14 protein-coding genes are annotated in these 25509 nt (G+C 69.2%); 7 read left to right on the top strand and 7 right to left on the bottom strand.

The window, feature by feature from the left end:
• Positions 1 to 287: 287 nt before the first annotated feature.
• From WMF44_RS48750 to speB, 5 genes are all read left to right on the top strand, one after another.
• A complete protein-coding gene (locus WMF44_RS48750; protein ID WP_437296885.1) occupies positions 288 to 1964 on the top strand; it encodes a protein kinase domain-containing protein in 1677 nt (558 codons plus the stop codon).
• A 439-nt stretch (positions 1965 to 2403) separates the two neighbouring features.
• On the top strand, positions 2404 to 5490 hold the full coding sequence (locus WMF44_RS48755) for an AAA family ATPase (protein ID WP_012241760.1): 3087 nt from the start codon (positions 2404 to 2406) through the stop codon (positions 5488 to 5490).
• Between the two features lie 216 nt (positions 5491 to 5706).
• Positions 5707 to 7923: a SulP family inorganic anion transporter gene (locus WMF44_RS48760; RefSeq protein ID WP_437296886.1), complete on the top strand. Its 2217-nt coding sequence runs from the start codon at positions 5707 to 5709 to the stop codon at positions 7921 to 7923.
• Between the two features lie 704 nt (positions 7924 to 8627).
• Entirely contained in the window at positions 8628 to 9701 is a 1074-nt protein-coding gene (locus tag WMF44_RS48765; RefSeq protein WP_437296887.1) for a polyamine ABC transporter substrate-binding protein, read from the top strand.
• Between the two features lie 354 nt (positions 9702 to 10055).
• A complete protein-coding gene (gene speB, locus WMF44_RS48770) occupies positions 10056 to 11042 on the top strand; it encodes an agmatinase (RefSeq protein ID WP_437296888.1) in 987 nt (328 codons plus the stop codon).
• 168 nt (positions 11043 to 11210) lie between these two features.
• On the opposite strand, the gene WMF44_RS48775 is transcribed toward speB, so the two are convergent.
• Together WMF44_RS48775 and WMF44_RS48780 are read right to left on the bottom strand one after the other, a co-directional pair.
• Complete coding sequence (locus WMF44_RS48775) at positions 11211 to 12071, bottom strand: carbon-nitrogen hydrolase family protein (RefSeq protein WP_437296889.1); 861 nt, start codon at positions 12069 to 12071, stop codon at positions 11211 to 11213.
• An 84-nt stretch (positions 12072 to 12155) separates the two neighbouring features.
• Positions 12156 to 13667, bottom strand: a complete 1512-nt coding sequence (locus tag WMF44_RS48780; RefSeq protein ID WP_437296890.1) for a flavin monoamine oxidase family protein — start codon at positions 13665 to 13667, stop codon at positions 12156 to 12158.
• Between the two features lie 262 nt (positions 13668 to 13929).
• On the opposite strand from WMF44_RS48780, the gene WMF44_RS48785 reads away from it, so the two are divergent.
• Positions 13930 to 14157, top strand: coding sequence for a hypothetical protein (locus WMF44_RS48785; protein ID WP_437296891.1), 228 nt, complete (start codon positions 13930 to 13932; stop codon positions 14155 to 14157).
• A gap of 356 nt (positions 14158 to 14513) precedes the next feature.
• On the opposite strand, the gene WMF44_RS48790 is transcribed toward WMF44_RS48785, so the two are convergent.
• From WMF44_RS48790 to WMF44_RS48805, 4 genes are all read right to left on the bottom strand, one after another.
• Positions 14514 to 17630 carry a TonB-dependent receptor domain-containing protein gene (locus WMF44_RS48790; RefSeq protein ID WP_437296892.1) on the bottom strand — a complete coding sequence of 1039 codons (3117 nt, stop codon included), beginning with the start codon at positions 17628 to 17630 and terminating at the stop codon, positions 14514 to 14516.
• 486 nt (positions 17631 to 18116) lie between these two features.
• On the bottom strand, positions 18117 to 18947 hold the full coding sequence (locus WMF44_RS48795; RefSeq protein WP_437296893.1) for an ABC transporter permease: 831 nt from the start codon (positions 18945 to 18947) through the stop codon (positions 18117 to 18119).
• Entirely contained in the window at positions 18944 to 19837 is an 894-nt protein-coding gene (locus tag WMF44_RS48800; RefSeq protein ID WP_012241768.1) for an ABC transporter permease, read from the bottom strand. The genes WMF44_RS48795 and WMF44_RS48800 overlap by 4 nt, the downstream gene beginning before the upstream one ends.
• Positions 19830 to 20945 carry an ABC transporter ATP-binding protein gene (locus WMF44_RS48805; RefSeq protein ID WP_437296894.1) on the bottom strand — a complete coding sequence of 372 codons (1116 nt, stop codon included), beginning with the start codon at positions 20943 to 20945 and terminating at the stop codon, positions 19830 to 19832. The genes WMF44_RS48800 and WMF44_RS48805 overlap by 8 nt, the downstream gene beginning before the upstream one ends.
• A 386-nt stretch (positions 20946 to 21331) precedes the next feature.
• Here WMF44_RS48805 and WMF44_RS48810 point away from each other — a divergent pair, with 386 nt between their 5' ends.
• Complete coding sequence (locus WMF44_RS48810; protein ID WP_437296895.1) at positions 21332 to 25174, top strand: serine/threonine-protein kinase; 3843 nt, start codon at positions 21332 to 21334, stop codon at positions 25172 to 25174.
• Between the two features lie 11 nt (positions 25175 to 25185).
• Here the strand turns inward: WMF44_RS48810 and WMF44_RS48815 are convergent, their stop codons facing one another.
• Positions 25186 to 25494 carry a hypothetical protein gene (locus WMF44_RS48815; RefSeq protein WP_437296896.1) on the bottom strand — a complete coding sequence of 103 codons (309 nt, stop codon included), beginning with the start codon at positions 25492 to 25494 and terminating at the stop codon, positions 25186 to 25188.
• Positions 25495 to 25509 lie beyond the last annotated feature (15 nt).

Raw genomic sequence — 25509 nt, forward strand, 5'->3', positions numbered from 1 at the left:
CAGCCGGGCGGGTACCAGAATTTGCATCCGAACGTAAGACGAAACGTAAGGCGAAACGTAATCCGGAACGTAAGACGAAGCGTAAGGCGGCACGTCGACCTGAACGTTGACCAGCACGTAAGCGAGTACGTAAACCAGTACGTAAATCGAGCGTAAGTCGAACGTAGATCGAACGTAAATCGAACGTAAATCGAGCGTTGGGCAGCGCGTGACGGGCGCGGGGTACGCTTTCCCCGACTGCCAGCAGTGGGGGCCAGCGGGATGGGAAGGGGAAAGAGACAGAGGCCATGAGCACGGCGGAGAAGCTTTCGGACGGTGCCTCGGCCAGCGGTGAGTCCGATCCGCTGCTGGGAAAGGTCTTGAATCAGAAGTTCAAGATCCACTCCCTCCTCGCGACGGGCGGCATGGGCGTCATCTATCGCGGCGAGCAGATCGCCCTCGAGCGGCAGGTCGCGATCAAGGTCCTGACGCCCACGAACTCATCGAACCAGATCGACCCCAACTTTCATAAGCGCTTCTTCCTCGAGGCGAGCATCCTCGCCAGGCTCCAGCACCCGAACATCGTCACGGTCTTCGACTACGGCCGAGTCGAGAACATGGAGCCCGAGCGGTACTTCATGGCCATGGAGTTCCTCGAGGGCGAGACGCTCTTCCGGCGGCTGCGCAAGGCCGGCCGCCTCTCGGCGCCCGACTCGATGGGCGTCGCCCGGCAGATCGCCCGCGGGCTGCGCGAGGCGCACAAGCACGGCGTGGTGCACCGCGATCTGAAGCCGTCGAACGTCATGCTCGTCCCCGGCGAGGACACCGGAGAGCTCGTCAAGATCCTCGATTTCGGCCTCGTGAAGGTGCTCGCGGACGACTCGGAGGAGCTCACGCAGCAGGGCTCGTTCCTCGGCTCCCCGCGCTTCATGTCGCCGGAGCAGATCTCGCACGGCAAGGTCGATCTGCGGACGGACGTGTACTCGCTGGGCGTGATCCTCTATCAGATGCTCTGCGGGAAGGTCCCGTTCGAGGCGCAGAACTCGGTCCAGATCCTGATCGCCCACCTGCAGCAGCCCGTCCCGCGGATGAAGGAGCGCAACCCCGAGGCCGACGTGCCCGAGCCGCTCGAGGCGTTCGTGCTGCGCTGCCTGTCGAAGGATCCGGACGGCCGACCGGCCAACATGGAGGCCCTCATCCGCGGGCTCGGCGAGTGCGCGCAGGCGATGGGCCTGTCCCCGGCGTTCGGCTCGACGGGCCTCGTGACCATGGACTCCACCGGCACCGGCAGGATGCCGACGCCGATGCCGCCCGTGCGCGTGATGACGGCGATCCCCGCCAGCTCGTCGTCGCCCACGTCGACGTCCGGCGCCACGACCTCGCAGGTGGACGACGCCTCGCTCGGCGCCGCCTCGCGCCCCGCCGACGCGGCGCCGCAGGGCCGGAAGGGCATCGTGCTCGTCGCGGTCGGCGTCCTCGCCGTCGCGGGCATCGGGGTCGCGATGTCGCAGATGCGCTCCAGCGAGCCGCCGCCCGCGCCGGCCGCCGCCGCGCAACCGGAGAAGCCGCAGGTCGCGCCGCCGCCCGCCGACGTCGGGTCATTCGTGCTGATGGTCGAGTCCATGCCGTCCGGCGCCGAGGTGCTGGAAGACGGCAAGCCGCTCGGGAACACGCCGCTCCAGCTGTCGCTGTCGAACAGCTCCGTGCGCGCCAACCCGCGCCGGTTGACCGTGCGCCACGAGGGGTACGAGCCGTACTCGATCGTCCAGGGCCCCTCCGATCAGTCCGTGCGCCTGGTCGCCACGCTCACGAAGCAGGTCGCGGCGCCGACGAGCACGCCTGCCGCGCCCACGCCGCCCCCGGCCGCCCCGGCGCCTCGCCCGTACTCCGGCCGCCCGGCCGCCAGGCCCGCGCCCGCCCCCGACGCGGCGCCCCCGCCCCCGCCTCCTTCTCCTCGGCCGCTGGATATCCAGATCGAACGATGACCCTCCAGCGCCCCACACACCACATCGTCGTCTCCCCGTCTGTCTTCACCGCGCGGCCGCTCTGGGCGAATGTCCTCGCCGACGTGGAGGCACCTTGTTCCAGGCTTTCCGTCGGCGGGCACCCCGCGCGCGGTGCGCACGGTGACGGCGAAGGAGGCGATGTGCCGCATTCTCCGGAACTTGCGCAAATGTACGCGCACGAACGCGTGCACGGACGTGCGCAGGAGCGCGCGCGCGAACACGCGCACGCTCGCCGGTCCGCGCATCGCGGGGAACGTCAAATCCCGCGGCGAACCCAGCCCGCGCAGATCACCCGAACGATCGATCGAAGATCCCGGTATTCATCCGTTCCCGCCGGCAGTAGACTCCAGGCTCTGCGTCCCGCAGACGCGCTTCCCAGGCCGATTCCAAGCGGGATCCGTTGCTGAGGAGCAAGGAAATGAACCCGCTCGTCCCCGACTTCATCATCCAGCAAGACGCTCTCGGCAACACCGAGGGCAGCTTCACGGGGGCGGTGCTGATGATCGACATCCCCGGCTTCACCGAGCTCACGGAGAAGCTGATGCAGCACGGCCGCGCGGGCGCGGAGACGCTCGCCGGCACGCTCCGGTACTACTTCGACCCGCTCATCGCCGCGGTCCACCACGCCGGGGGCTTCATCACGAACTTCGCGGGCGACGCGTTCACGGCGCTGTTCCAGGACACGCCGGACCGCAAGGTCGCGGAGTACGTGCTCGGCGCGGCGCTCGCGATGCGCGACCTGTTCGCGGAGCACCCCGAGCGCGACACGCCCTTCGGCAGCTTCCCGTTCTCGTTCCGGATGGGGCTCGCGTGGGGCTCGGTCGAGTGGGGCATCGTCCGCATCTCCCCGGAGCGCGCGTACTACCACTTCCACGGGCAGGCGCTCGCCGCGTGCGTCGCGATCGAGCGGCAAGCGCTGAAGGGCGACATCCTCCTCGACCGCGCGCTCTGCGATCGCATCCCGCCCGCGAGCGCGAAGTACCACGGCGAGGGCGTCTACAAGCTCGGCGACGTGCCGGCGCCCAGGATGCCGCAGGTCCCGAGGAACCCGCCGCGCGGCGAGGGCACCGCGTTCGTGGCGAGGGGCGTCGCGGACATGCCCCCGGAGGGCGAGTTCCGCAACGTCACGAGCGTCTTCCTGTCGTTCGAGCAGATCCCGAGCTTCGCGGAGCTCACGCGCCTCCTGCACGAGCTCTCCGAGCTCTACGGCGGCACCTTCACGGGCATCGACGCGGGCGATCTCGGCATCGCCGCGCTGATCCACTTCGGCGCCCCGATCACCCACGAGAACGACAACGATCGCGCGCTCGACTTCGCGCTGGAGCTGAAGAAGCGCGGCCTCCGGCAGATGCGCCTCCGCGCGGGGATCACGCGCGACGTCCGGTACGCCGGCTTCAACGGCGGCACCGAGCGCCACGAGTTCGCGTGCATCGGCCGCGCGACGAACCTCGCCGCGCGCCTCGTCGCGAAGGCCCCCTGGTCGGCGATCTGGGCCGACGAGCAGGTCTTCCGCGCCGGCGAGACGAGCTACCAGTGGACGACGGAGAACATCTTCCGGTTCAAGGGCTTCGATCTGCCCATCCTCGTCTACTCGCTGGAGCGCCGCCGCATCTCGGTCCAGAAGGAGTTCTACGACCTCGGCCTCATCGGCCGCGAGGCGGAGATCGAGCAGCTCGTGCGCTACGTCGGGCCGATCTTCGAGGGCAAGCCGGCCGGGATCACGTACATCGACGGCGAGCCGGGGCTCGGGAAGAGCTACCTCGTGCAGCGCTTCCGCCACCGGTGCGAGGAGCACCAGAGCGACCGGCCCTTCCTGTGGATCGACGCGCGCTGCGACCAGACGCTCCAGAGCTCGCTCAACGCGTTCGAGTTCGCGCTGAAGGAGTACTTCTGGGAGTCCTCCGCGCTCGGCAAGGAAGAGAAGCTCACGAACTTCGACGACGCGTTCGAGTACCTCCTCGAGCGCCTGCCCGAGAGCCAGGCCGCGCTGAAGCGCGAGCTCGATCGCGCGCGCTCGGTGTTCGCCGCGCTCATCGGCATCCGCTGGGAGGACTCGCCGTACGAGCGCCTGCACCCGAAGCTCCGGTACACGAGCACGCTCTCGGCGCTGAGCTTCGTCTTCCTCGCCGAGGCGTCGCTCCAGCCGGTGATCCTGCACCTCGAGGACGCGCACTGGGCCGACGAGGACTCGCTCGAGGCGGTGCGCGTGATCGCGCGCGCGTGCCGGGGGCTGCCCATCGCGATCATCTGCACGACGCGGCGCAAGGACGACGGCACCCCCGTCCGCATCCCGCTCGACCCGGGCATCTCCGAGAACGTGATCGAGCTGAAGCCGCTGCCGCGCGAGCAGCTCCTCGCGCTCGCGGTCCCGTTCTTCGGCGGCCCGATGCCGGACATGCTCGCGACGCTCCTCTGCGAGACGGCCGGCGGCAACCCGTTCTTCGCGCAGGAGATCCTCGCCTACTGGCTCGAGGACGGGCGCTACGGTTCGAGCTCGAGCTCCATCTCGATCTCGAACACGTTCATGCCGCCGAAGAACGTGAACAGCCTGCTCATCTCGCGCCTCGACCGGCTCGACGCGAAGGTGAAGCAGACGATCGTCGCCGCGGCCGTCCTCGGGCGCGAGTTCGACCTGCGCGTGCTCGCGCTGATGCTCCCCGACGCCTCCGTGCTCGAGGAGCACGTGCGCATCGGCGAGGCGCAGTGCATCTGGTCGCAGATGACGGAGCGGCGCTTCCAGTTCAGCAACGCGCTCCTCCGCAACGCGGCGTACGAGATGCAGTCCCGCGCGCGGCTCCAGGAGCTCCACCGGCTCGCGGCCGAGGCGATCGAGAGCCTCTACGGCGATGACCTCGAGGACCAGCTCGTCGCGCTCGGCCGCCACTGGCGCCGCGCGGGCAAGGTGGACCACGCGCGCCGCTACTTCCTCGCGGGCGCCCGCAAGGCGGCGGCGCGCTACGCCCACGAGGAGGCGACCCGCCTCTACCGCGTCTACTTCAAGCTCTCGCCGGAGCCGACGCCCGAGAGCGTCGTCGTGCGCTACGAGTTCGCCCGCGACGTCCTCGAGGCGAGGGGGCGGTACCAGGAGGCGCGGCAGGAGCACATCCGCGTGCTCACCGACGCGCAGAAGCTCGGCGATCGCGGGTCCGAGTCGCTCGGCTTCCTCGGCCTGGGCCGCACGCACTGGGCGATGCAGCAGCCGGACGACGCGCGCACCTACTGGGAAGAGGGGCTGCGCGCCGCGCGCGAGGCGGGCAACCTGCCGGCCGAGGGGCTCACGCTCGCGAGCCTCGGGATGGCCTACGCCGTCCAGGGCCGGTACGACGCCGCCCGCACGCTCTACTCGCGCGCGATCACGGTCGAGCGGCAGATCGGCAACCGGCGCGAGGAGGCGAGGCTCCTCGGCGAGTTCGCGAAGCTGCACCGGCTGAGCGGCCACCTCGGCGAGGCGGAGGCCCTGCAGGAGCAGGCCGCTGCCATCGAGCGTGAGCTGGGGGCCTCTTGAGCCGGTGGGGGACGCTGCGGTGCCCTCCGCCCACGCGAAGGCGGCCCCGCCGTCCGACGTCGTCGCGCGTTCCCTAGATCGCGGTGCAGAGGCCCCGCCGGCCCGCGCGGCGCCGGCGCGCCCCGGCCCTCGCCGCCCTGCGAATTCCGCTGACAATCGATCACGAGGTCTCCCAAGAGCATGACACGACAGGCAACAAAGGAGTCACCTGCGCTGTTGAACGAGGAGCTCCTTGAGAAGGCGAAGCCTTCCAAGCTCATGCCCGCCGTGATCGCCGGAATGGTCTCGGGGACGCTGGTCGTCTCGTTCGATATCTCCCTTGGCGCGCTGATCTTCAACCACGGGCTCGCCGGTTACCTCTCGAGAGGGATCGGCATCATCCTGATCAGCTCCGTCATCGTCGGCGTGATCGTGTCTCTCCTCAGCTCCTACAAGCCGGTGATCGCCGCGCCGCAGGAGGACGCCGCCGTCATTCTCGCCTCGATGGCGGCGGCGATCACGACGGCCATCGCGGACAAGGACCCGACGGCGAGCCCGTTCCCGACGGTCGTGGCCGCCATCGCGATCACCTCGGTCGTCGCAGGCGGCTTCTTCCTGCTGCTCGGCCTCTTACGGCTCGGCATCCTGGTCCGCTTCATCCCGTACCCCGTCGCCGGCGGCTTCATCGCAGGCGCCGGCTGGCTCCTCCTCCAGGGCTCGATCTCGGTGATGTCCGGCCAGCCATCGACGCTCGACATTTTCCCGAGCGTGGTGATGGATCCGGAGCTCCTGAAGCGGGTCCTCCCGGGCCTCGTGTTCGGCGTCCTGCTCCTCCTGGTGCTGCGGCGGTTCTCGTCGCTCCTGCTCCTCCCCGTGCTGCTCGGGGGCTCGATCGTCGTGTTCTACGTCTCGCTGGGCCTCGCCGGCGTCAGCGTGCAGCAGGTGCTCGACAGCGGCTGGCTCCTCGGTCCGTTCCCGACCGCGTCGCTCTGGCCCCCGATCGGCGCTTCGGACCTCGCGAAGGTGGACTGGTCGGTCCTGTTCGGCAGCGCAGGCAACATGGCCGCCGTGATGATCATGGCCGCCATCACGGTGCTGCTCAGCGCGTCAGGCGTCGAGCTCGCGACGGAGCAGGAGATCGATCTCGACCGCGAGCTGCGGGCCACGGGCGTCGCGAACATCGTCACGGGCCTCCTTGGCGGCATGGTCGGCTACCTGTCGCTGGCCGAGTCGTCGATGAGCTACAAGGCCGGCTCGAACAGCCGCATCTCGGGGCTGGTCGCGGCGGCGATCAGCTGCATCGTGCTCTTCGTCGGCGCCGAAGCCATCCTGTACTTCCCGCGCCCCGTCCTCGGGGGCCTGATCGCGTATCTCGGGTTCCACTTCCTCATCAACACGCTCTACGAGGGCTGGTTCCGGCTGCGGCGCATCGAGTACTTCGTCATCGTGGTGATCCTCCTTGTCGTCGCCGTCCGGGGCTTCCTCGTCGGCATCGGCGTGGGGCTCGGCGTCTCGTTCATCCTCTTCGCGCTCAGCTACAGCCGCATCGAGGTGGTGCGCAACGCCATCACCGGGGTCCACCTGCGCAGCAACGTCGCTCGCAGCGAGGGCGAGCTGGAGACCCTGACGGCGCGCGGCAAGCAGCTCTACGTGCTCCAGCTCCAAGGGTACATCTTCTTCGGGACGGCGTACAACCTGCTCTCGACCGCCCAGCAGCGCATCCAGAGCGACGAGGACGAGAGGCCGCGTTACCTGCTGCTCGACTTCCTCCACGTCAACGGCATCGACTCGTCCGCCATCGCGAGCTTCCTCCGGCTCCGCAGGCTCGCCAAGTCGAACGGCGTCAAGCTCATCTTCACGGCGGTGCGTGAGGACATCCGCAATCACCTCGAGCGGGGTGAGGTCTTCCTGGCCGAAGGCGACGAGGTCTCCCTGCTCTACCCGGATATCGATCGAGGTCTCGAGGCGTGTGAGAAGGAGATCATCGCAGACGCGCCGCCCAGCATGCTGCCGCCTCCGATGCTGTTCTACGATCTCCAGGATGTGTTCGGCGGTCGCCCGGAAATGCTACGTTTCAAGGACTACCTCGAGCGCGTGGAGCTTCCGGCCGGGTTCGATCTGTTCCGGGCCGGAGATATCTCGAAGGACCTCTACCTCATCGAGAGCGGGGAGCTCACGGCCTGGGCCGAGATCGACGGAAAGAAGGAGAAGCGGCTCCGCACGATGGGGCCTGGGTCGGTCGTGGGCGAGTCCGGGCTCTACATGGGAGAGAAGCGGTCGGCGACGGTCACCGCCAGCCAGAAGTCCACGCTCTACCGGCTCTCGGAGGAGGCGCTGCAGCGAATGACGGCGGAGGCGCCCGAGCTGGCTGCGGCCTTTCACCACTTCGTGGTCACGCTGCTGGCCAAGAGGATCGTGCACGCGACGTCGCCCGTGAAAGCGCTGTTCAACTAGACTCGATCGGTTCAGCCTGGAGCGTTGCGTTCCCGTGGAGACTCGCTTGCAGCATGGTGCGACGGCAGTACGCCTCCCGCCGGTGCGCGCCGCGCGCCGGGGAGCCGGCGCGCCCGCTCTTCAATGCTGCACGCGTGAGCACCTGGCTCCCGCAGATCCGATCGCGCACGAGCATCGAACACAGCCCGCGAGCATTGCCGTCCTGTGTTCCGGTCGCGTCGAAACACGCATTGCCGTGCCGCGCGCCGTTTCACCTTGGGGAGAACAATCTCGTGCAGACGCTACCCCAGATGCGCGTGGATGCGCGGTGGACACACATTTGAATGCAATTTCGACGATCTCTTTCGGATTCAGAGCCACGGAATGTACGATTCGCCTAAGCTTGCGAACAGTCGTGGTTTCGCTCCGAATGAGAAGGCCAGTCGTGTTGCTTACCGCGCAACACATTTTCCTTGACAAGGGGACGCGCGCTTGCAATCCACGGACCATAGGGTTGCGGCCGGGGCTGCCCGGCATCCCGCGCGCGTCCTACCGGTCGATGGGGGCCTCGGTCCGCAGGCGCGCTCCGCCGGCTCTCGCTTCCGGAGATCCCAGAGGCCAGCATCGCGCCAGCGAACACCCGAAGGCCTGTCCGCCTTGAGCAGCTGGAGAAAGGACAACTTATGAAAACTCAACGTCGACCCCTGATGGTATTAGCCATTCTGTTGGGTGTCCTATCGGTCGCCGCCTGCGGCAAAGATAAGGCTCCTTCTGAAGCACGTCCAGAGTCGGGCACCAAGGAAGCTGCGGCTCAGCCCTCCGAGCTCAGCGTCCTCATCTTCCCGAACTACCTGGACGACAAGAGCATCAAGGACTTCGAGACGCAGAACAACGCCCGCCTGCGGCTCACGATCTACGACTCCACCGAGGAGATGGAGAGCAAGCTCGCCTATGCGGGCGCCGACGCGCAGTACGACGTCGTCGTGATGGCGGCGCACGCCAGCGGGCGGCTCGCGCGGCGCGGGCTCATCCGCCCCCTGGATCACGCCCAGCTCCCCAACCTGAAGAACCTCGAGTCGCGGTTCTCGGGCCCGAGCTTCGACGAGGGCAACAAGTACTCTATCCCTTACCAGTGGGGCACCGTCGCGATCATCTACAACAAGAAGAAGATCCCCAACATGGATCCGACGTGGGGCGTGCTCTTCGACGCCCAGAAGACGCCGGGCACGTTCGTGCTGATCGACGAGATGCGGGACATGGTCGGCGCGGCGCTGAAGTACAAGGGATTTTCCAGCAACACGTCGAAGCCTGAAGAGATCCGGGAGGCCGGGCGCATCCTCAAGGAGGCCAAGAGCAACCCGAAGTGCCTCGGCTTCAAGGGCGGCATCGGCGCGACGCAGGACGTGAAGGGCGGCTCCGTCGACATGGCGGTCGTCTGGAACGGGGACGCGCAGAAGGTGGTCTGGGAGGACAAGGATCGCCTCGCCCTCGTCATTCCGAAGGAAGGCTCCGTGATCTGGGTCGACGTGATGACCGTGCCGACCAAGTCGCCCCACCCCGAGCTGGCTCACAAGTTCATCAATTACATGCTGACCCCCGACGGCGGCGCGCAGCTCTCGATGATGACGAAGTACGCGACCCCGAACAGCGCCGCGCAGGCCAAGCTGCCGGTCGAGGACCGCACGAACCAGCTCATCTACCCGACGGGCGATCTGGCGACCCGCCTGGAGGCCCATCGTGATCTCGGCGAGTCGGCCAAGCTCTACGACGAGGTCTGGGCGGCCGTGAAATCGAACTGACCTCGAGGCGATGGCGCCAGCGAGGTGCTCAGTCTCCGATCACACCGATGCCACTCCTGCGCGACGCGCCGGTGTCGAGCGCACGCCCGAGCTGGAATCCGGGCCGCTGCGTGGAGCCCTGGCAAAACGGAATGCTTCGTTGCAGTCGACGTGTCACTCTGGTGCGGCGCTCGTCTCGCCGGCGCCTTCCCGAGGCGTGAGCGGCGAGCCCGGCTGGAGCGCACGGCGTAGCTCGCTACCACCGGAGCGCACCGCGCTCAAGGCGCCCGGCGCGACGAGGTGGAGCGCGTCGATCCGAACGTAAGGACCCCCATGGAAGATCATCGCTCCAAGACCACTCCTCGTGCGAGAGGCATGATCGTAGACAACGCGTTCACGGCCGATAGCCTCCATGGCGTCCGGCGCGAGCCGACCTACAGCGGCGCGCTCTCCTTCCTGCGCCGCAAGTACACGCGCGACCTGACTGGCGTCGATGTGGCGGTCACCGGCATCCCGCTCGACACGGCGACCAGCAACCGCCCAGGGACGCGCTTCGGCCCGCGCGCGGTGCGGGAGGCCTCGGCGCACCTCGCGTGGAACCGCCCGTACGGCTACGAGTTCGACCCGCTCGACCGGCTCGCCGTGGTGGACTATGGCGACTGCGTCTGGGATTACGGGCGTCCGGAGGAGAGCCCTGTCGCCATCGAGGAGCACATCGGCCGCATCCTCGACGCCGGGGTGACGCCCCTCTCGATTGGGGGGGATCATTTCGTGAGCTACCCGATCCTTCGCGCCGTGTCCAAGCGCCGCGGGAAGCTCTCGCTGATCCATTTCGACGCTCACTCCGACACGTGGAGCGACGAGGTCGGATCGGGTCGGGTCGATCACGGCACCATGTTCTTCCACGCGGCGCGGGAGGGCCTCGTGGAGCCCAGCCGCTCGGCGCAGATCGGGCTCCGCACCTACAACGCCGATACGCTCGGCTTCCAGGTGCTCGACGCGCCCTGGGTTCATCGCCATGGCGCGAGGGCGGTGATCGAGCACGTTCGCAATATCGTCGGGGACCACGAGGTTTACCTGACGTTCGACATCGATTTCCTCGACCCGAGCTTCGCGCCCGGCACCGGCACGCCGGTCTGCGGGGGGATGTCCACCGCGGTCGCGCTGGAGATCCTGCGGGGGCTCCAGGGCATCGCGCTCGTCGGCATGGACGTCGTGGAGGTCGCGCCCGCATACGACGTGGGTGAGATCACGGCGCTGGCTGGCGCGACGATCGCGCAGGAGGGGCTCGGGCTCATCGCGTGCCGGCCTGGCGCCAAAGCAAGGGAGCCAGCCGACGGAGAGCGGCGTCCGGGTACCTAGAGCGACAAACGGCCTGAAACCACAAGAAAGAGCAGGAATTTCACAGGGAGGCGAGGAGGCGGGGAGCGAGAGACGGCAAGAGGGAGAAATTCATTTTCTTCTTCCTCCCCGCCTCCCCGCCTCCCTGTGAAAATTCTCGGGGTTGCCTCATCGTCGGTGCTCTAGCAGTCACCGGCGTGTCCGGCGGCGCGGAGACCGCGCTCGGTACGGCGCGAAGACGGCTTCTGGGGAGTCTTCGGTGAACTGGCGGAGCACCCGGTTCAGGCCGCGCGTGCCGTGGGCGCGGACCGTCTGGACGCGGTCGAGATCGAGCACCTCCCCGAGGTACTCCTCGCCGGAGCCGCCCAGGAAGAGGACGCGGCCCTCGGGATCGACAGCGATGGAGCGCCCGCCGCCGATCTCCACCGCGGCGTTGATGTTCACCACATAACACTGGTTCTCGATCGCGCGGGCGCGGGCGAGCACGAGCTCCTCCTCGCGATCCGGCGTCGTGGTCAGCGTCGGGTGCAGGATCACCTCGGCGCCGCGCAGCGCCAGGCCGCGCGCGACCTCGGGATACCAGCCGTCGTAACAGATCATGAGCCCCAGCCGGCCGACGCGCGGGATGTCGAACACGGGCGCGGGCTCATCGCCCGGCGCGCAGGTCTCGAAGGGCATCCAGGGATAGAGCTTGCGGTACCGCGCGACGAGCTTGCCGCTCGGCGAGAAGACGAGCGCGGTATTGTGCAGCTTGTCCCCCGCGCGCTCGTAGATTGACCCGGCGCAGAGCCACCTCCGAGCCCTGCGCGCGATCGCGCCGAGCCGCTTCGTGAGCGGCCCCGGGATCGGCTGGGCGAGCTCGTGCGACGGGGTGGTGTGGCGGAACGGGTGATCCCCCGTGAGCCACAGCTCGGGAAACAGGTAGAGCTGCGCCTCGGGGAACGAGACGCCCAGCGTCTGCACCTCGCGCTCGAGCTTCTCGAGCGTCGCAGCAGGGTCGCCAGGCACGGGCCGGGACTGGACTCCGATGACGTGGAGGAGGCGAGCCATACCAGCGACGTTATACACCCCCTCTGCGGCGTGTGTTCGAGGGGCGTCGTGAACGTCGCGCCGCGGGGCGCCTGGCGAGCTCGCTCAGATGGTCGGCTCGATCGACCCGCGAGCCGCCGCGATCACCTCGGCCGTGGCGAAGTGCGCCGACTCGAGGGCACCCTGCGCCCAGCCCGTGTAGAGACACGTGTGGTCGCCGGCGAAGACAACGCGCCCCTCACCGCGCTGGAGATCCGCGATCAGGTCGGTCTGATCGGGCCGGTACGCGGGCCAGCCGCCTCGCGTGTACGGCTGATGGTGCCACGAGAACGACAGCCCCTTCTGGAAGTACTGCCGAGCGTTCGGGAAGAACGACTCCATCGTCTTGAGCCCGAACTCGATGCGATCGGCCGCGGTGGGCAGCTCGTCGAGCGCCGCGGCGTTGCGGTCCTGCACGTAGGCCGTGAGGATGCCCGGGGTGCCCGACTGGAGCGAGGTCAGGTCCCACAGACGCTCGATGGGCGTGGTCGTGCAGGCCGCGAGCAGCCCGACGATGCCCTCATCCGCCCAGAACCGGTGCGAGAACTGGAAGTTGAGGCGCGTGACGGTGAACATCGGGATCTCCGACGCGGCGCGGTGCTTGGGGCCGGAGAGCGGCGGGTCGAACGCGACCTCGAGCAGGATGCGGTGGGGGAGCGCGCACACAACGAAGTCGCCCTCGATCGTCTCGGGGTCCCCGTTCCTGAGGAACTCGACGGTCACGCCGTCCTCGCGGGAGATCACCCGCTGCACATGGGCCCCCTTGAGGATGCGATCGCCGAGATCGTCGGCGAACGCGGTGGTCAGCCGGTCGTTCCCGCCGGCGATCGCGTAGGTGTGGAACCACTTGGCGTCGAGCCGCTGGTTCGCCGACCAGGCGAGGCCGCTGAACATCTCGATCTCCGTCCCCTCGTACGCGCGGCAGATCTCCCTCGCGGCGTGCGAGGCCCCGGTCCGATCCAGGCTGCGGTAGAACGTCTCGCCCGAGAAGTCCTTGCGGACGGTGGCCGGTGGCCACTGCGTGTCCCGCGGGTCGCCGATCACCGAGAACGCCTTCGCCGCGAGCTGCAGGTTGAGGGACTCTGCGTCGATATCCCGCTCTTCCGGAGAGAGCGGAAAGTCGGCAGGATAGTGCGCTTTGCCCCGCGAGGTGCTCAGGAAGCGATGGCCCATGACGTAGTACAGCTGCGTCGCGTCGAGCGGATACTCGAGGATCTCCAGCCCGAAGTGGCGCGCATAGGCGAGCGTGAGCACGTGGGTGTCGGCGATCCGGGTGACGCCGAGCTCGGCGTACTGGTCGCCGAAGTGGTTCCGGAGCGTGTAGAAGCGGCCGCCGACACGGTCATTCCGCTCGAGGATGATCGGGTCGAACCCGGCCTTCCGCAGCGACCATGCGGTGCACAGCCCTGAAATCCCGCCGCCGAGCACGATGACACGGCGCCCGCCCCCGACGCTCGGCCACTCAGGCAGGGTGTCCCACAGCTGTGGCAACATCTCCCCTGCCGCCGCGAGGCGACGCCGGTCGTAGACGGAAGCGAACGACTGCTCGGGGACATCGATCGGGCGGTCGGACAACATGGACCTCTTGCTCGGGCTGGCTGACGATGGTCAGGTTGGCAAAAACGCCGCCGAGACGGCGCGCCGCGGGTGGCAGACCCGACGCGCGCTCCTCTCGCGGCCTACGGTTCGGCGCGAAAATCGACGCCCATCGCTCTCCTGGTCGCTCCTGTTCGCGGCGCGATCCGCCGAGCGGCGCGCCCGTCGTTCCGCCGTCGCGCCGGACCGCGCGCGCCGTGTGTCGCGTGATCCGAGGTCGAGGAGCGGATATTCACGAGTGACCATGATGGACAAGCGATGTTTTGCTTTCAAGCAAAATCATGACCGCGCGGATTGTCACAAGAGTGCGCGGGCGTCCGAGGATGTGGTCACTTGGTCACTTGGTTACGTGGCGCGCGCGGCGCGCGGCCGCGCGCCGTCAGATCGCGGCGTTTCCGGCGGCGGCCATGAAGCGAACGCACCGCCCCACACCATCGCGCCTCGATCGTGGATTGCGGAGGAACGTGCGTGATTTGCGCCCCGGCGCACGATTTGCGTCGAGCAAGGAAACACACGAGAGCGCTGCATGACACGCGAGGCCGGTCCAGGCGCTGAGTTCACGCGAGACGCTGAATTCGAGCGTGGCGCGAACCGCGTGCGGCGGTGGCGCTCCTGCCAGAGTGGAACGGTACCGCAGGTGTGGCTTGCGCCACGCCTGGAATGGATGTGGCCGCCAGGGGAGACGCCGCTCGATGGCCCGCGGGGCGCGAGGCCACGCGCTGCGCGGGCCGCCCTGCGCCGCGGTCGAGCAGGGCGGCGCGGGGGCGTTGCGCCGAGGGGTGATGGGCGTGAGGTGGAGAGCGCGCGGCCAGGACGGCCGCGCGATGATCAGAAGTTCAGGTTGGCAGAGAGGAGGAAGGTGCGGCCTGCCTGCGGCATCCTGGTCGCCGTGAACTGGGGCGAGATGGGGGCCTCATACTCCCAGTCGGCGACGTTGTAGACGCCCATGTTGTAGCGGAGGCCGGCCACTTCCGTCTGACCGGAGAGGACCACGTCCCAGATCACCGCGGCGTCGGTCTCCTTCAGGGTCTTGTCGATGCGCGGCGACTCGACGGTGAGGCGCGTCGACAGCATCAGGGCCTTTCCGAACAGCGGCACGGTCCCCTTGACGGCGGCCATATGCTCCGGCGAGTTGGGCACCTTCGTGAGCACCTCGTCGACGTCTCCCTTATCGAGGTACCGCGCCCGTGAATAGGAGTAGGAGAGAGAGGCCATCCAGCCCTGGCGCCACTCGCGGCGCAGCTCGGCCTCCGCGCCCAGCACGAGGATCGGCTCCTTGGTGTTGTCGTACCTCCCCGGTACAGCCTCCGTGAAGTCGCCGGTCTGCGCGATCATGTCGGTCATGTAGTTCACGTACCCCGCGCCGAGCAGGGAGAGCGTGGACGAGAGCCGGTGCGTGAACTCGACCTCTCCCGAAAGGATGCTCTCGGGATCGACCGACGCGCCCTCAACCGGGTCGTACCCCGGCTTGAAGTTGCCTGCGGGCACCTGCAGGAAGAGCTCGTAGATGGGCGGAGCGCGGAACGCGCGGCCGCCGGTCACCTTCAGGTTGCCCCCTTCGTAGGGCTTGACGACGAGCGCGATACGCGGGCTGATCCCGGAGTTGAAGCTGAGGTCGTCCTTACCGTAGTTGTAGTAATCGATACGAGCACCCGCGGAGACGCGGACGCGGTCGGACGGGACGAAGTCGACGACGCCGTAGCCAGCGAGGATCTGGTAAGGGTGCGCGTCGAACAGACCGTCATCTCGCGCATTGAAGATGGCGACATCATCCTTGTTGATTATACCGTCGTCGTTGAGATCATCATCGTCCTCGCTGATGGTGTCAGCAGCAGGCTGCTCAACGTTACCATCCTGGTCAACGTCCTCTCTCCCGACCGGGACGGGAAGGATGAGAAAGTCGTCGCAGCGTCCGGTGGGGCCGCAGTAGGTCTCCTCGATGCGCTGCCTGCCGACGAAGTGCATCTGGCCCTCGACGCCCACGGTGACCTTCAGCTGTGGAAACGGGGTGATCTCGAATCGCTGATCCGCGAGCAAAAACATGTCCTGGTACTGCTCGACATCGGAGATCCTTAAGCCGGTGCTGTCGTTCACCAGCCACAGCGTGTCGTCATAAAACTGGATATCGTAGGCCACGCGGGTGACCGTCGAGAAGGTGTCCGAGATCCGCGGCGCGAACGTGACCTCGGCGAACCCGCGCCTGTCGCGGTAAAACGTCCTGTCGTCGCCGACGACGGTCTTGTTGGCGCCGCTCGGGAGCGCCTTCCTGCGCTCGTTGTAGAACACCTGCGCCGAGAGGGACTTGTACCAGAGCCGCCCCTGGATCGTCCCGACATTGAAGTGGTCGGCGTCGCGGGTGTTGGGATCCTTGTTCTTCCACTGCTCATCAATTCCGGCGATTCCGGTCGGGATCGGCAGGAAGTAGTCTCGCCCTTGGCTGTGGCCGCCGGCGACCGACAGCCACATGCCGGAGTCGCGCCCGAAGGGCACCTGCGCCTGGGCGCGGCCCCGGATGAAGCCGTGCTGCGCCGCGCCCACGCCGACGCCCGCGCCGAACGACGTCGGGCGGCCCTTGGTCACGATGTTGATGACGCCGACGAACGCGCCCGTACCGTAGAGCAGCGAGCCCGGGCCACGGACGACCTCGATCCGCTCGACGTCCTCCAGGTCGGTGCGCGCGGCTTGATCGGCGAAGGCGAGGCCGTCCCAGGTGTCGTTGATCGAGTGCCCGTTGAGCAGCACGAGCACGCGGTTGCTGTAGTCGCCGGGGATGCTGATCCCGCGGATGCCGACCCAGGAGTAGGTGCCGTCGTACGTCGTGTAGACGCCGCGCATGCCCCTCAAGGCCTCCGCGACGGTCGGATACCCCATCGCGCGGAGCTCCTGGCCCGAGATGATGGTGACCGAGCCGGGCGCGTCCTCGACGGCCTCCGCCGTACGCGACGCGGCCTCGACCTCCTCGAGTTGCCGGAGGGAGATGTCGATCCGGGTCTGCTGTCCGGCCACCACGGTGGCCGACTGCTCGACCGGGCGGAAGCCGCGCAGCGAGACGCGCACGCGGCGCTGGCCGCTCTGCACGTTGAGGACCGCGGGCGTGAAGCCCATCGGCTTCCCGTCGACCTCGACGAGCGCGTCGCGCTCGTCCGCGTTGACGACGAGGCTGCCGGTGAGCGGGTTGAGCCGGTAACGCGCGGTCACCGTGCTCGCGGCCGCCACGTTCACGTCCTGCTCCGACGGCTGATACCCCTCCTGCGAAAGGTAGAGGCGGTGCCGGCCAGGAGGCAGCGTGAGATCGCACGGCGCGGTGCACGCCGGGGGGCCGCTCGCGTCGTTGACCCGCACCGTCGTGCCCGCCATCTCGCCGACCACGCGCACCGTCCCGACGATGCGCTTCAGCTTGACCGCGACGTTCGTCTGCTCGCCGATCTTCGCCTCGACGTTCTCGACCTCCGCCGGCTCGTACCCCTCGAGATCGACGATGATCTTGTGCTTGCCGGGCTGGAAGCCGAGGAGGCGGGGCGTGCTGCCGCGGCCGCCGAGATCGCGGCGGTTGATGTACACCGTCGCTCCGGGCGGGTCCGTCGTCACGTTGATGACGGCGACGTTGGGCCGGATGCGCGCGAGCGCCTCCTCGATGGCCGGCCTGCGCGCGGCGTTGGGCTCGAGATCGAGCGCCTGAACGTAGTAGCGAAATGCGTCTGGATACTCCTGGAGAGCCTCGTATGTTCGGGCGATGTTGAAGATGACGTTTCGGTTCGGGACAAGCCGGTTCGACACCAGGAAGTGCTCCAGGGCGCCCCGGTAGTCACGCGCCGAATAGCGCTCCGTGGCGATCCTGAAGTGCAGATCGGCCTCATCGGCCAGATCATCCGCCCAGGCAGGCCGACCGGAGAATGTGAGGAGTGCTACGAGTATGAGTAGGAGTGCGGAGCGACGAAAGCTCATCTTTCGATCTCGATTCCCAACGGTCGAAGTGGAGCGCAAAGCGCCGTCCGCCGGGTCCAGCCGTCACGCAAAAACCCGGCGAGCTTGGGACGAAACAGCCGCATTGCCGGGTCAGCTTACCGTAAGCCGTCAGCTGATCCAACCTGTTCGCACAGGCGGCCGTGGACCTCACGCCGGCGTGGACGCCGCTGTGTAGGCGCCGTGCGCGGAGCGCATGACAGAGTGAGCGGAACCCGGGCGGTGCGCGGTCCGGGCCCGGCGCTCCGCGGGAGGCGCCGTCAGGCAAGCGCTCGAGCTCGGCGCCCCGGGGCCGGGCCGCGCGAGCCAGAGCGAGGTGGAGCGCTGGTCAGGCCCAGCGCCAAGGTGAACAAGGGCGGTGCATCGCTGCGCTGACGCGCAGGCGTCCGCCGGGCTCCGCGCGGCGTGGCCGCCCGGCGCCCGGCGCGCTGAGTTCCGCCGCCTCCGCCGCGAGCCCGGGCCGGCGGCTCAATCGTGCCTCCAGCGGGTGAGCCGCTCCAGGATCACGATGGACACCGCCACGCCGATCAGGAGGAGCGTTGAAATCGCGAACAGGTCGGTCCGCACGCCTCGCATCTGAGATTGGTAGACGTAGAGCGGGAGCGTGACCGAGCGCGGGCCGGACGTGAAGAAGCTGATCACGAAGTCGTTGAGCGACAGCGTGAACGCCAGCATGGCGCCCCCCACGATCGCCGGCCACAGGAGGGGGAGCGTGACCCTCCGGAAGTGGAGCCACGGCGACGCATAGAGGTCCATCGCGGCCTCGCTCAGCGTCGGCCCGATGGCGACGAGCCGACTGCGGACGATGAGCGTCACGAACGCGATCTCGAACGTCACATGACCGATGATCATCGTCGTCATGCTGGGCTCGAACCAATGGTCCACCAGGCGGCGGAGCACGTTGAACGCCATGACCAGCACCGCCGCGAACGTGATATCGGGGGCGACCGCCGGGATGTCCACGATCGACTCGAGCACGCGACTCACGGAGCTCGGCCACGGAAAGTGCATCCCCAGGGCGAGCAGCGTCCCGAGGACGGTCGCGATGAGCGTGGAGGCGCCGCCGAGCATCAGGGTGTTCACGGCGACCTCGCGGATCTCCATGGCGCGCCGGCTGGTCTCGGGATCGGCGAAGAGATCGAGGTACCAGCGGACCGAGAAGCCGGTCCAGAGCAGGCCCCGCTCCGCGGCGTTGAACGAGTAGACGGCGACCGCGAAGAGCGGCAGGTAGAGGAGCGCGAAGCCGAAGAAGGCGGCGATCGTCGTCAGCGCGCGCCAGAGGCGCCGGCCGAGCTTCACAGGATCTCCACGGAGCGGCCATTCCGGCGGTAGAGGGACACGCCGCCCAGCGTCAGGACGATGAGCACCAGGCTGAGCGCCGCGCCGTAAGGGATGTTCCTCCCCGGGCCGAACTGGTGCTGGATGAGGTTCCCTATCAGCCAGTGCTTCGCGCCGCCGAGCATGTCGCTCACCACGAAGACGCTCATCGCGGGGACGTACGTGAGGAGGACTGCGACGCTGAGGCCGGGGAGGGTCTGCGGCAGGATCGCCGCGAGGAAGATGCGCAGCCGCGACGCATAGAGGTCCTGCGCGGCCTCGACGAGCGACCAGTCGAGGCGATCGATGCTCGTGTAGAGGGGGACCACGGCGAACGGGAGCGAGGCCGCGACGAGGCCGATCGTGACCGCCGTCCAGCTGGGATAGACGTCGCGGCCCGGGTCGATCCACCCGAGCCAGGCGGCGAGCTTGGCAGGCAGGAGCTGCGCCGACAGGAGGAGCTTCCAGCTGAACGTGCGGATCACGAGGTTCGTGCAGAGCGGGACGATGATGAGCGCGAGCCAGAAGAAGCGCCGGCGCCGAGAGCCGCGCGCGATGAAGAACGCCATCGGATAGGCGAGCATCACGGAGGCGGTCGTCACGACGAGCGCGAGGACGATGCTCCTGATGAGGATGCGCGCGTTCTCGCCGGACGCGGAGCCGAAGATGCGCTCGAACGACTCGAACGACAGCTCCCAGAGCAGGGCGCCGTCCGCGTCGCGCTTGAGGAACGACACGACGAGGAGCGCCAGGCTCGGCAAGAGGAGGAACACGGACAGCCAGGAGACGCCGCCCGCGATGAGCAGGGACCCCCGCGCGAGGAGCCTGCGCCGCGTCGTGAGCTGGCCATACCAGACCGTGGGCTCAGTCACTGAGCACCTCGAGCCGCTCGGCGGGCAGGGCGAGCCAGACCGAGGAGCCGGGCTTGAGCCGCGAGCGGGGGCTGAGCTGCACGCGCAGCGGCCCGGGCTCGATGATGAGCTCCACGTGATCGCCGCGGTAGAAGCTCTCCTTCACCACGCCGCGCACGCCGTTCTCCGGCGGCTCGTTGTCGCAGAGCTCGATCCACTCGGGGTGGATCGCGAGCGTGCCGTACTCCCACTGAGGCTTGGTCTGCACCCTCAGCGCGCCCACCGTCGTGAAGACGAGCGTGGCGCCGACGCGCTGCGCGGAGATGAGGTTGGCCGCGCCGAAGAACTCGGCGGCGAAGCGGCTCTGCGGCCGCTCGTAGACCTCGGCCGTCGCCCCCTGCTGCTCGATGCGGCCCTTGTTCATCAGCACGATGCGGTCCGAGACGGTCATCGCCTCGTCCTGATCGTGCGTGACGAGCACGAACGTCTTGCCGAGCGCGCGCTGGAGCCGGCGCAGGTCGAGCTGCACCTCGGCGCGCAGCTTCGCGTCGAGCGCCGACATCGGCTCGTCGAGCAGCAGCACCTCAGGCTCGTTGACGACCGCGCGCGCGAGCGCGACTCGCTGCTTCTGACCGCCCGAGATCTGGTGCGGATACCGCTCCGCGAGGTCATCGAGCTTCAGCATCGAGAGGCTCGAACGCACGCGCTCGCGCACCTCGGCGTCAGGGAAGCTGCGCGACCTCAGGCCGAAGGCCACGTTCTCGAACACGCTCAGATGCGGGAACAGCGCATAGTTCTGGAACACGGTGTTCACCGGCCTGCGGTTCGCCGGCAGGTGGTCAACCGCCCTGCCCGCGAGCAGGATCTGCCCCCGATCGGCGCGATCGAGCCCCGCGATGATGCGGAGCAGCGTCGTCTTGCCGCAGCCCGAAGGCCCGAGGAGCGTGATGAACTCGCCGGCCTCCGCCGTGAACGACACGTCGTTCAGTATCTGTGTCTTACCGAAGCTCTTGCTGACGTTCTCTACAACGAGGCTGCATCCCGGGTTGCGCTCGGCCGCGCTCTCGGTCAGGGGCGTCATGCTGCGCTGCCCCGGCGACGAGAAGAAGTCTCTCAACCTCTGGATCACCCCAGCAAACCCTTCGCGCGTGGCGCTTTCCGAACCGCTTCCGAAGCCTCGGAGCGTACTACGCAGACCATGATGCCCTCCCGTTGTCAACTGGGTGCGCGCCGGGCTGACCGGCTGAGCGGCGCGCGCCCGGCCGGGCTCTTTTCGCTCGCAGGCGGCGTACGCTACCGCCCTTCCCCTGGGCGTGCCACCTTTCTGCCGATCCTGCTCGCGGCGCGCTCCAGCGCCGCGCAGGGCTTGCGCGGCGCTGGAGCGCTCCCCACGCGTTCGCCGCGCGCTCCCCACGCGCTCCCCACGCGCGCCCCACGCGCTCCCCACGCACTCCCCACGCGCTCCCCACGCACTGCTTGCCACCGCTCGGCGCCGGTGATTTCTTGGTCCCACGCATGGGCCTGAGGAACGCGAGACCCGAGTTTGGAGGCACGCGTCGCTTCCAGGTCGTTCGCGTCGTGGGCCGCGGCGGGATGGGGGTTGTCTACGAGGCCTTCGATCGCGAGCGGAAGGGGCGGGTCGCGCTCAAGATCCTCCGGAATCTGAGCGCCGACGCGCGCCTCCGGTTCAAGAACGAGTTCCGCGCGCTCCAGGACATCCAGCACCCGAACCTGGTCAGCCTCGGCGAGCTCCACGAGGAAGAAGGGCAGCTCTTCTTCACGATGGAGCTCATCCGCGGCGTCGACTTCGTGGTCCACGTGCGGCTCCACGAGGAGGGCGACGCCGGGCCGAGGGGCGAGCCCGCGGGCGTCGGGCGCCGCTCGACCCTGCCGTCGAGCCCCATGTGGTCTGCCGTGCAGGGCCCCGCCTCGGAGCCACAGCCCCGGATCAAGCGCCCCTTCCACGAGGCCCGCCTCCGCTCGGCCCTGGCGCAGCTCGCCCAGGGGCTCGCGGCGGTGCATGCGGCTTACAAGGTTCACCGCGATATCAAGCCTTCCAACGTCCTCGTGACCGCGGAAGAGCGGGTGGTCCTCCTCGACTTCGGCTTCGTCGCCGACGCGAGCGGCACAGGGCGCGAGCAGGCCGTCGTCGGAACGCTCCATTACATGGCGCCCGAGCAGGCCGAGGCCAAGGCGGCCGGGCCCGAGGCGGACATCTACAGTGTCGGGGTCATGCTTTACCTCGCGCTGACCGGCGTCTACCCGTTCCAGACGGCGCCCAAGGCGGCGCTCGACATGATGCGGCGAGCGGAGCCTCCGCCGCCGAGCCGGCTCGTCGAGGACATGCCCCCCGACATCGACGAGCTCTGCGTGGACATGCTGCGCATCGACCCGGCCGCCCGGCCGACCGCGCGCGACGTGCTGCGCCGGCTGCAGGTGCAGGAGCTCATCGAGGAGCCGCCCGTCCTCTCGCAGCGCATCGGCTTCGTCGGCAGGCGCAGCGAGCTCGCCGCGCTCGATGGCGCGTTCGCGGAGGCGAAGCTCGGGCGCGCGGTCACGCGGTTCATCGAGGGCGAGTCGGGCGTCGGCAAGAGCGCGCTCCTGCGCCGGTTCCTGGAGCGCATCGACAAGGAGGCGCTCGTCCTCGCGGGGCGCTGCTACGAGCGCGAGGCCGTCCCCTACAAGGCGGTGGACGAGCTCATCGACGGGCTGAGCCGGCACCTCGTGCGCCGCCCCCCCGAGCAGGTCAAGGCGCTGCTGCCGCCCAACGCGGGCCTGCTCGGCACCGTGTTCCCGGTGCTCCGGACGGTCCCGGCGATCACGGAGGCGCGCGCCCGGCGCAAGGCGATCGACCCGCCCGAGATCCGCGCCCTCGTCTTCGCCGCGCTCCGGGAGCTCTTGGGCCGGCTCGCGGCCGAGCGGCCGCTCGTGCTCGCGATCGACGATCTCCAGTGGGCGGACGCCGACAGCGTCGCGCTGCTCTCGGAGGTGATGCGCCCGTGGACCGAGGCCGATCTCCACGCCGCGACGAGGCCCGGCTCGTTCGCCGGCCTCGATGGGCCCGTGTCCTCGGGCGCGCTGGTCGACCCCTCGCGCCCGCGCGCGATGATGCTCGTGGCGACGGTGCGGACCGCCTCGGAGACCGCGCCGCCCGTCTCGCGGCAGCTCGGGGTGCCGATCGACTCGCTCGGGCACATCATCCTCCACCGCCTGTCGCTCGCGGAGGCGCAGGAGCTCTGCGCGCTCCTCCTCCGCGGCGCCCAAGCCCAGGTCGGCCGCCCGCTCAGCATCGAGGCGATCGCGCAGGAGGCCGGCGGCCACCCGCTCTTCATCGACGCGCTCCTGCGCCACCGGATGATGTCCCCGGACGCCGACGGCGGTCCGGTGCGCCTCGACGACGTCCTCTGGGCGCGGATCAGCCGGCTCGACCCGCGGGCGCGCCAGCTGCTCGAGCTCGTCGTATGCGCCGGCGCGCCGGTGCTGACGTCAGTGGCCGCGCACGCCATGGCGGCCGACTTCGGCGAGCTCACCCGGGTGCTCTCGGCCCTGCGCGCGGCGAACCTCGTGCGGACCGGCGGCTCGGGTCAGGACGAGTTCCTCGAGCCGTTCCACAACCGCATCCGGGAGACGGTGGCGAGCCGGCTCGACGAGCAGGCGGCGCGCAGCTGGCACGGCCGGCTCGCGCTGGCGCTGGAGGCGTCGGGGCGCGCGGAGCTCGAGGCGCTGGCCGAGCACTGGCGCGCCGCCGGGGATCCCGAGCGCGCCGCCGGCTACGCCGTGCGCGCCGGCGAGCACGCCGAGGCCGCGTTCGCGTTCGACCACGCGGCGCGCCTCTACCGCATGGCGATCGACCTCCACCTGCCCGGCGCGGCGGAGCGGCGGGTCGTGCTCGCCAAGCTCGGCGACGCCCTGAGCAGCGCGGGCCGCGGCGCCAAGGCCGCGGAGGCCTACATGGCCGCGAGCGACGGCGCCCCGGAGTCCGAGGCGATCGATCTCGGCCGCCGGGCCGCGGAGAACCTGCTCCGCGCCGGCTACGTCGACGCCGGGATGGCGGGCCTGCGCTCGGTGCTCGGCGCGGTCGGCATGCAGGTGCCGAAGACGCCGGAGCTCGCTGTCGCGTCGCTGATGCTGCGGCGCGCGCAGGTGCGCCTGCGCGGGCTCAACTTCGTCGAGCGCCCCGCCGACGAGGTCTCGCCCGAGGACCTCATGCGCATCGACGTCTGCTGGTCGGCGGCGATGGGGCTCGCCATCGTCGACCCCACGCGCGGCGCCGACTTCCAGGCGCGCAACCTCCTGCTGTCGCTCAAGGCGGGCGAGCCGTACCGCGTGACGCGCGCGCTCGCCTTCGAGGCGGCCTACCTCGCGATCGACGGCGGCCCGTCCGCGTCCCGCGTCGCCGACCTGCTCTCGACGGCGAGCGCGATCGCGGCGCGCATCGGCAGGCCTCACGCGCTCGGCCTCGTCGGCTTCGTCGGCGGCGTCACCGCGACGCTGTTCGGCCGCTGGCAGCAGGGCGTGGCCGATCTCGACCGGGCGGACACCATCTTTCGCGAGCGCTGCACCGGCGTCACGTGGGAGCGGAGCTGGGCGCACACCTTCTCGGTCTGGGCGCTCTGGTACGGCGGCGAGACGCGCGAGTTCATGCGCCGGGTCCCGATGTACCTGCAGGCGGCCGACGAGCGCGGCGACCGCTACCTCGCCACGAGCCTCCGCTCCTCGCAGAGCAACGCCTACTGGCTCGTCGGAGACGACCCCGACTCCGCGCTGCGCCAGGCGCAGGACGCCATCCGGAGCTGGTCGAAGGCGGGCTTCCAGCTGCAGAGCTACTTCGATCTCGTCGCCCGCGCGCACATCGGCCTGTACCGGGGCGAGGGCGAGGCGACGTACCGCCTCTTCGCGGAGCAGCGGGCGGGCCTCGAGAGCTCGCTCGTCCTGCGCATCCAGGCCGTGCGCATCATCATCACCCACCTCCGGGCCTGCGCCGCGCTGGCCGCCGCCGCCGCGTCCACGCCGGCCGACGCGGAGCCGCTGTACGAGGAGGCGACGCGCGCCGCCCGCAAGATCGACGCGGAGCACATGCCCTGGGCCGACCCGCTCGCGGCCGCGGTGCGCGCGGCGATCGCCGCGGCCCGCGGCGAGGGGGAGGCGGCCGTCCAGCAGCTGGCCGACGCGCTGCGCGGCTTCGAGGCCGCCGGCATGGCCCTCTACGCCGCGGCGGCGCGGCGCCGCCACGGCGAGCTGCTGAAGGGCGACGAGGGCCGCGCCGCCGTCGAGGCGGCGAACGGCTGGATGCACGAGCAGGGCATCGTGAACCCGGACCGCATGACCGCGATGCTCCTCCCCGGTTTTGCGAGCTAGCGCGGAGCGCCTCAGGCTTTCACGCGCAGGACGGCCGTGCCCTTCGCCTTGCCGTAGAGCTGCTTGATCTCGATCTTGTACTCGCCGGGGGACGACGCGCTGAACTCGACGGGCGAGGCGCTCTGCGGCTTGCCGGTGGGCAGATCGCGCAGCACACGCTCGATGATGATCTTCCCCGAAGGGGAGCGGATCTTGATGTTGAACGGCGGGGTCGCCTCGTCGTAGGCGCGGAACACGAGGCGCACGGTGTCTCCGACCGAGACCGGGGTGGTCTGGCTGATCGTCTCGATGTCGCCTTCGTTCTCAACGGTATCGGCCACGCGTCGCTCGTCCCG

Origin of the sequence: Sorangium sp. So ce426 (assembly GCF_051475585.1) — a bacterium.
Taxonomy (GTDB): Bacteria; Myxococcota_A; Polyangia; order Polyangiales; family Polyangiaceae; genus Sorangium; species Sorangium cellulosum_B.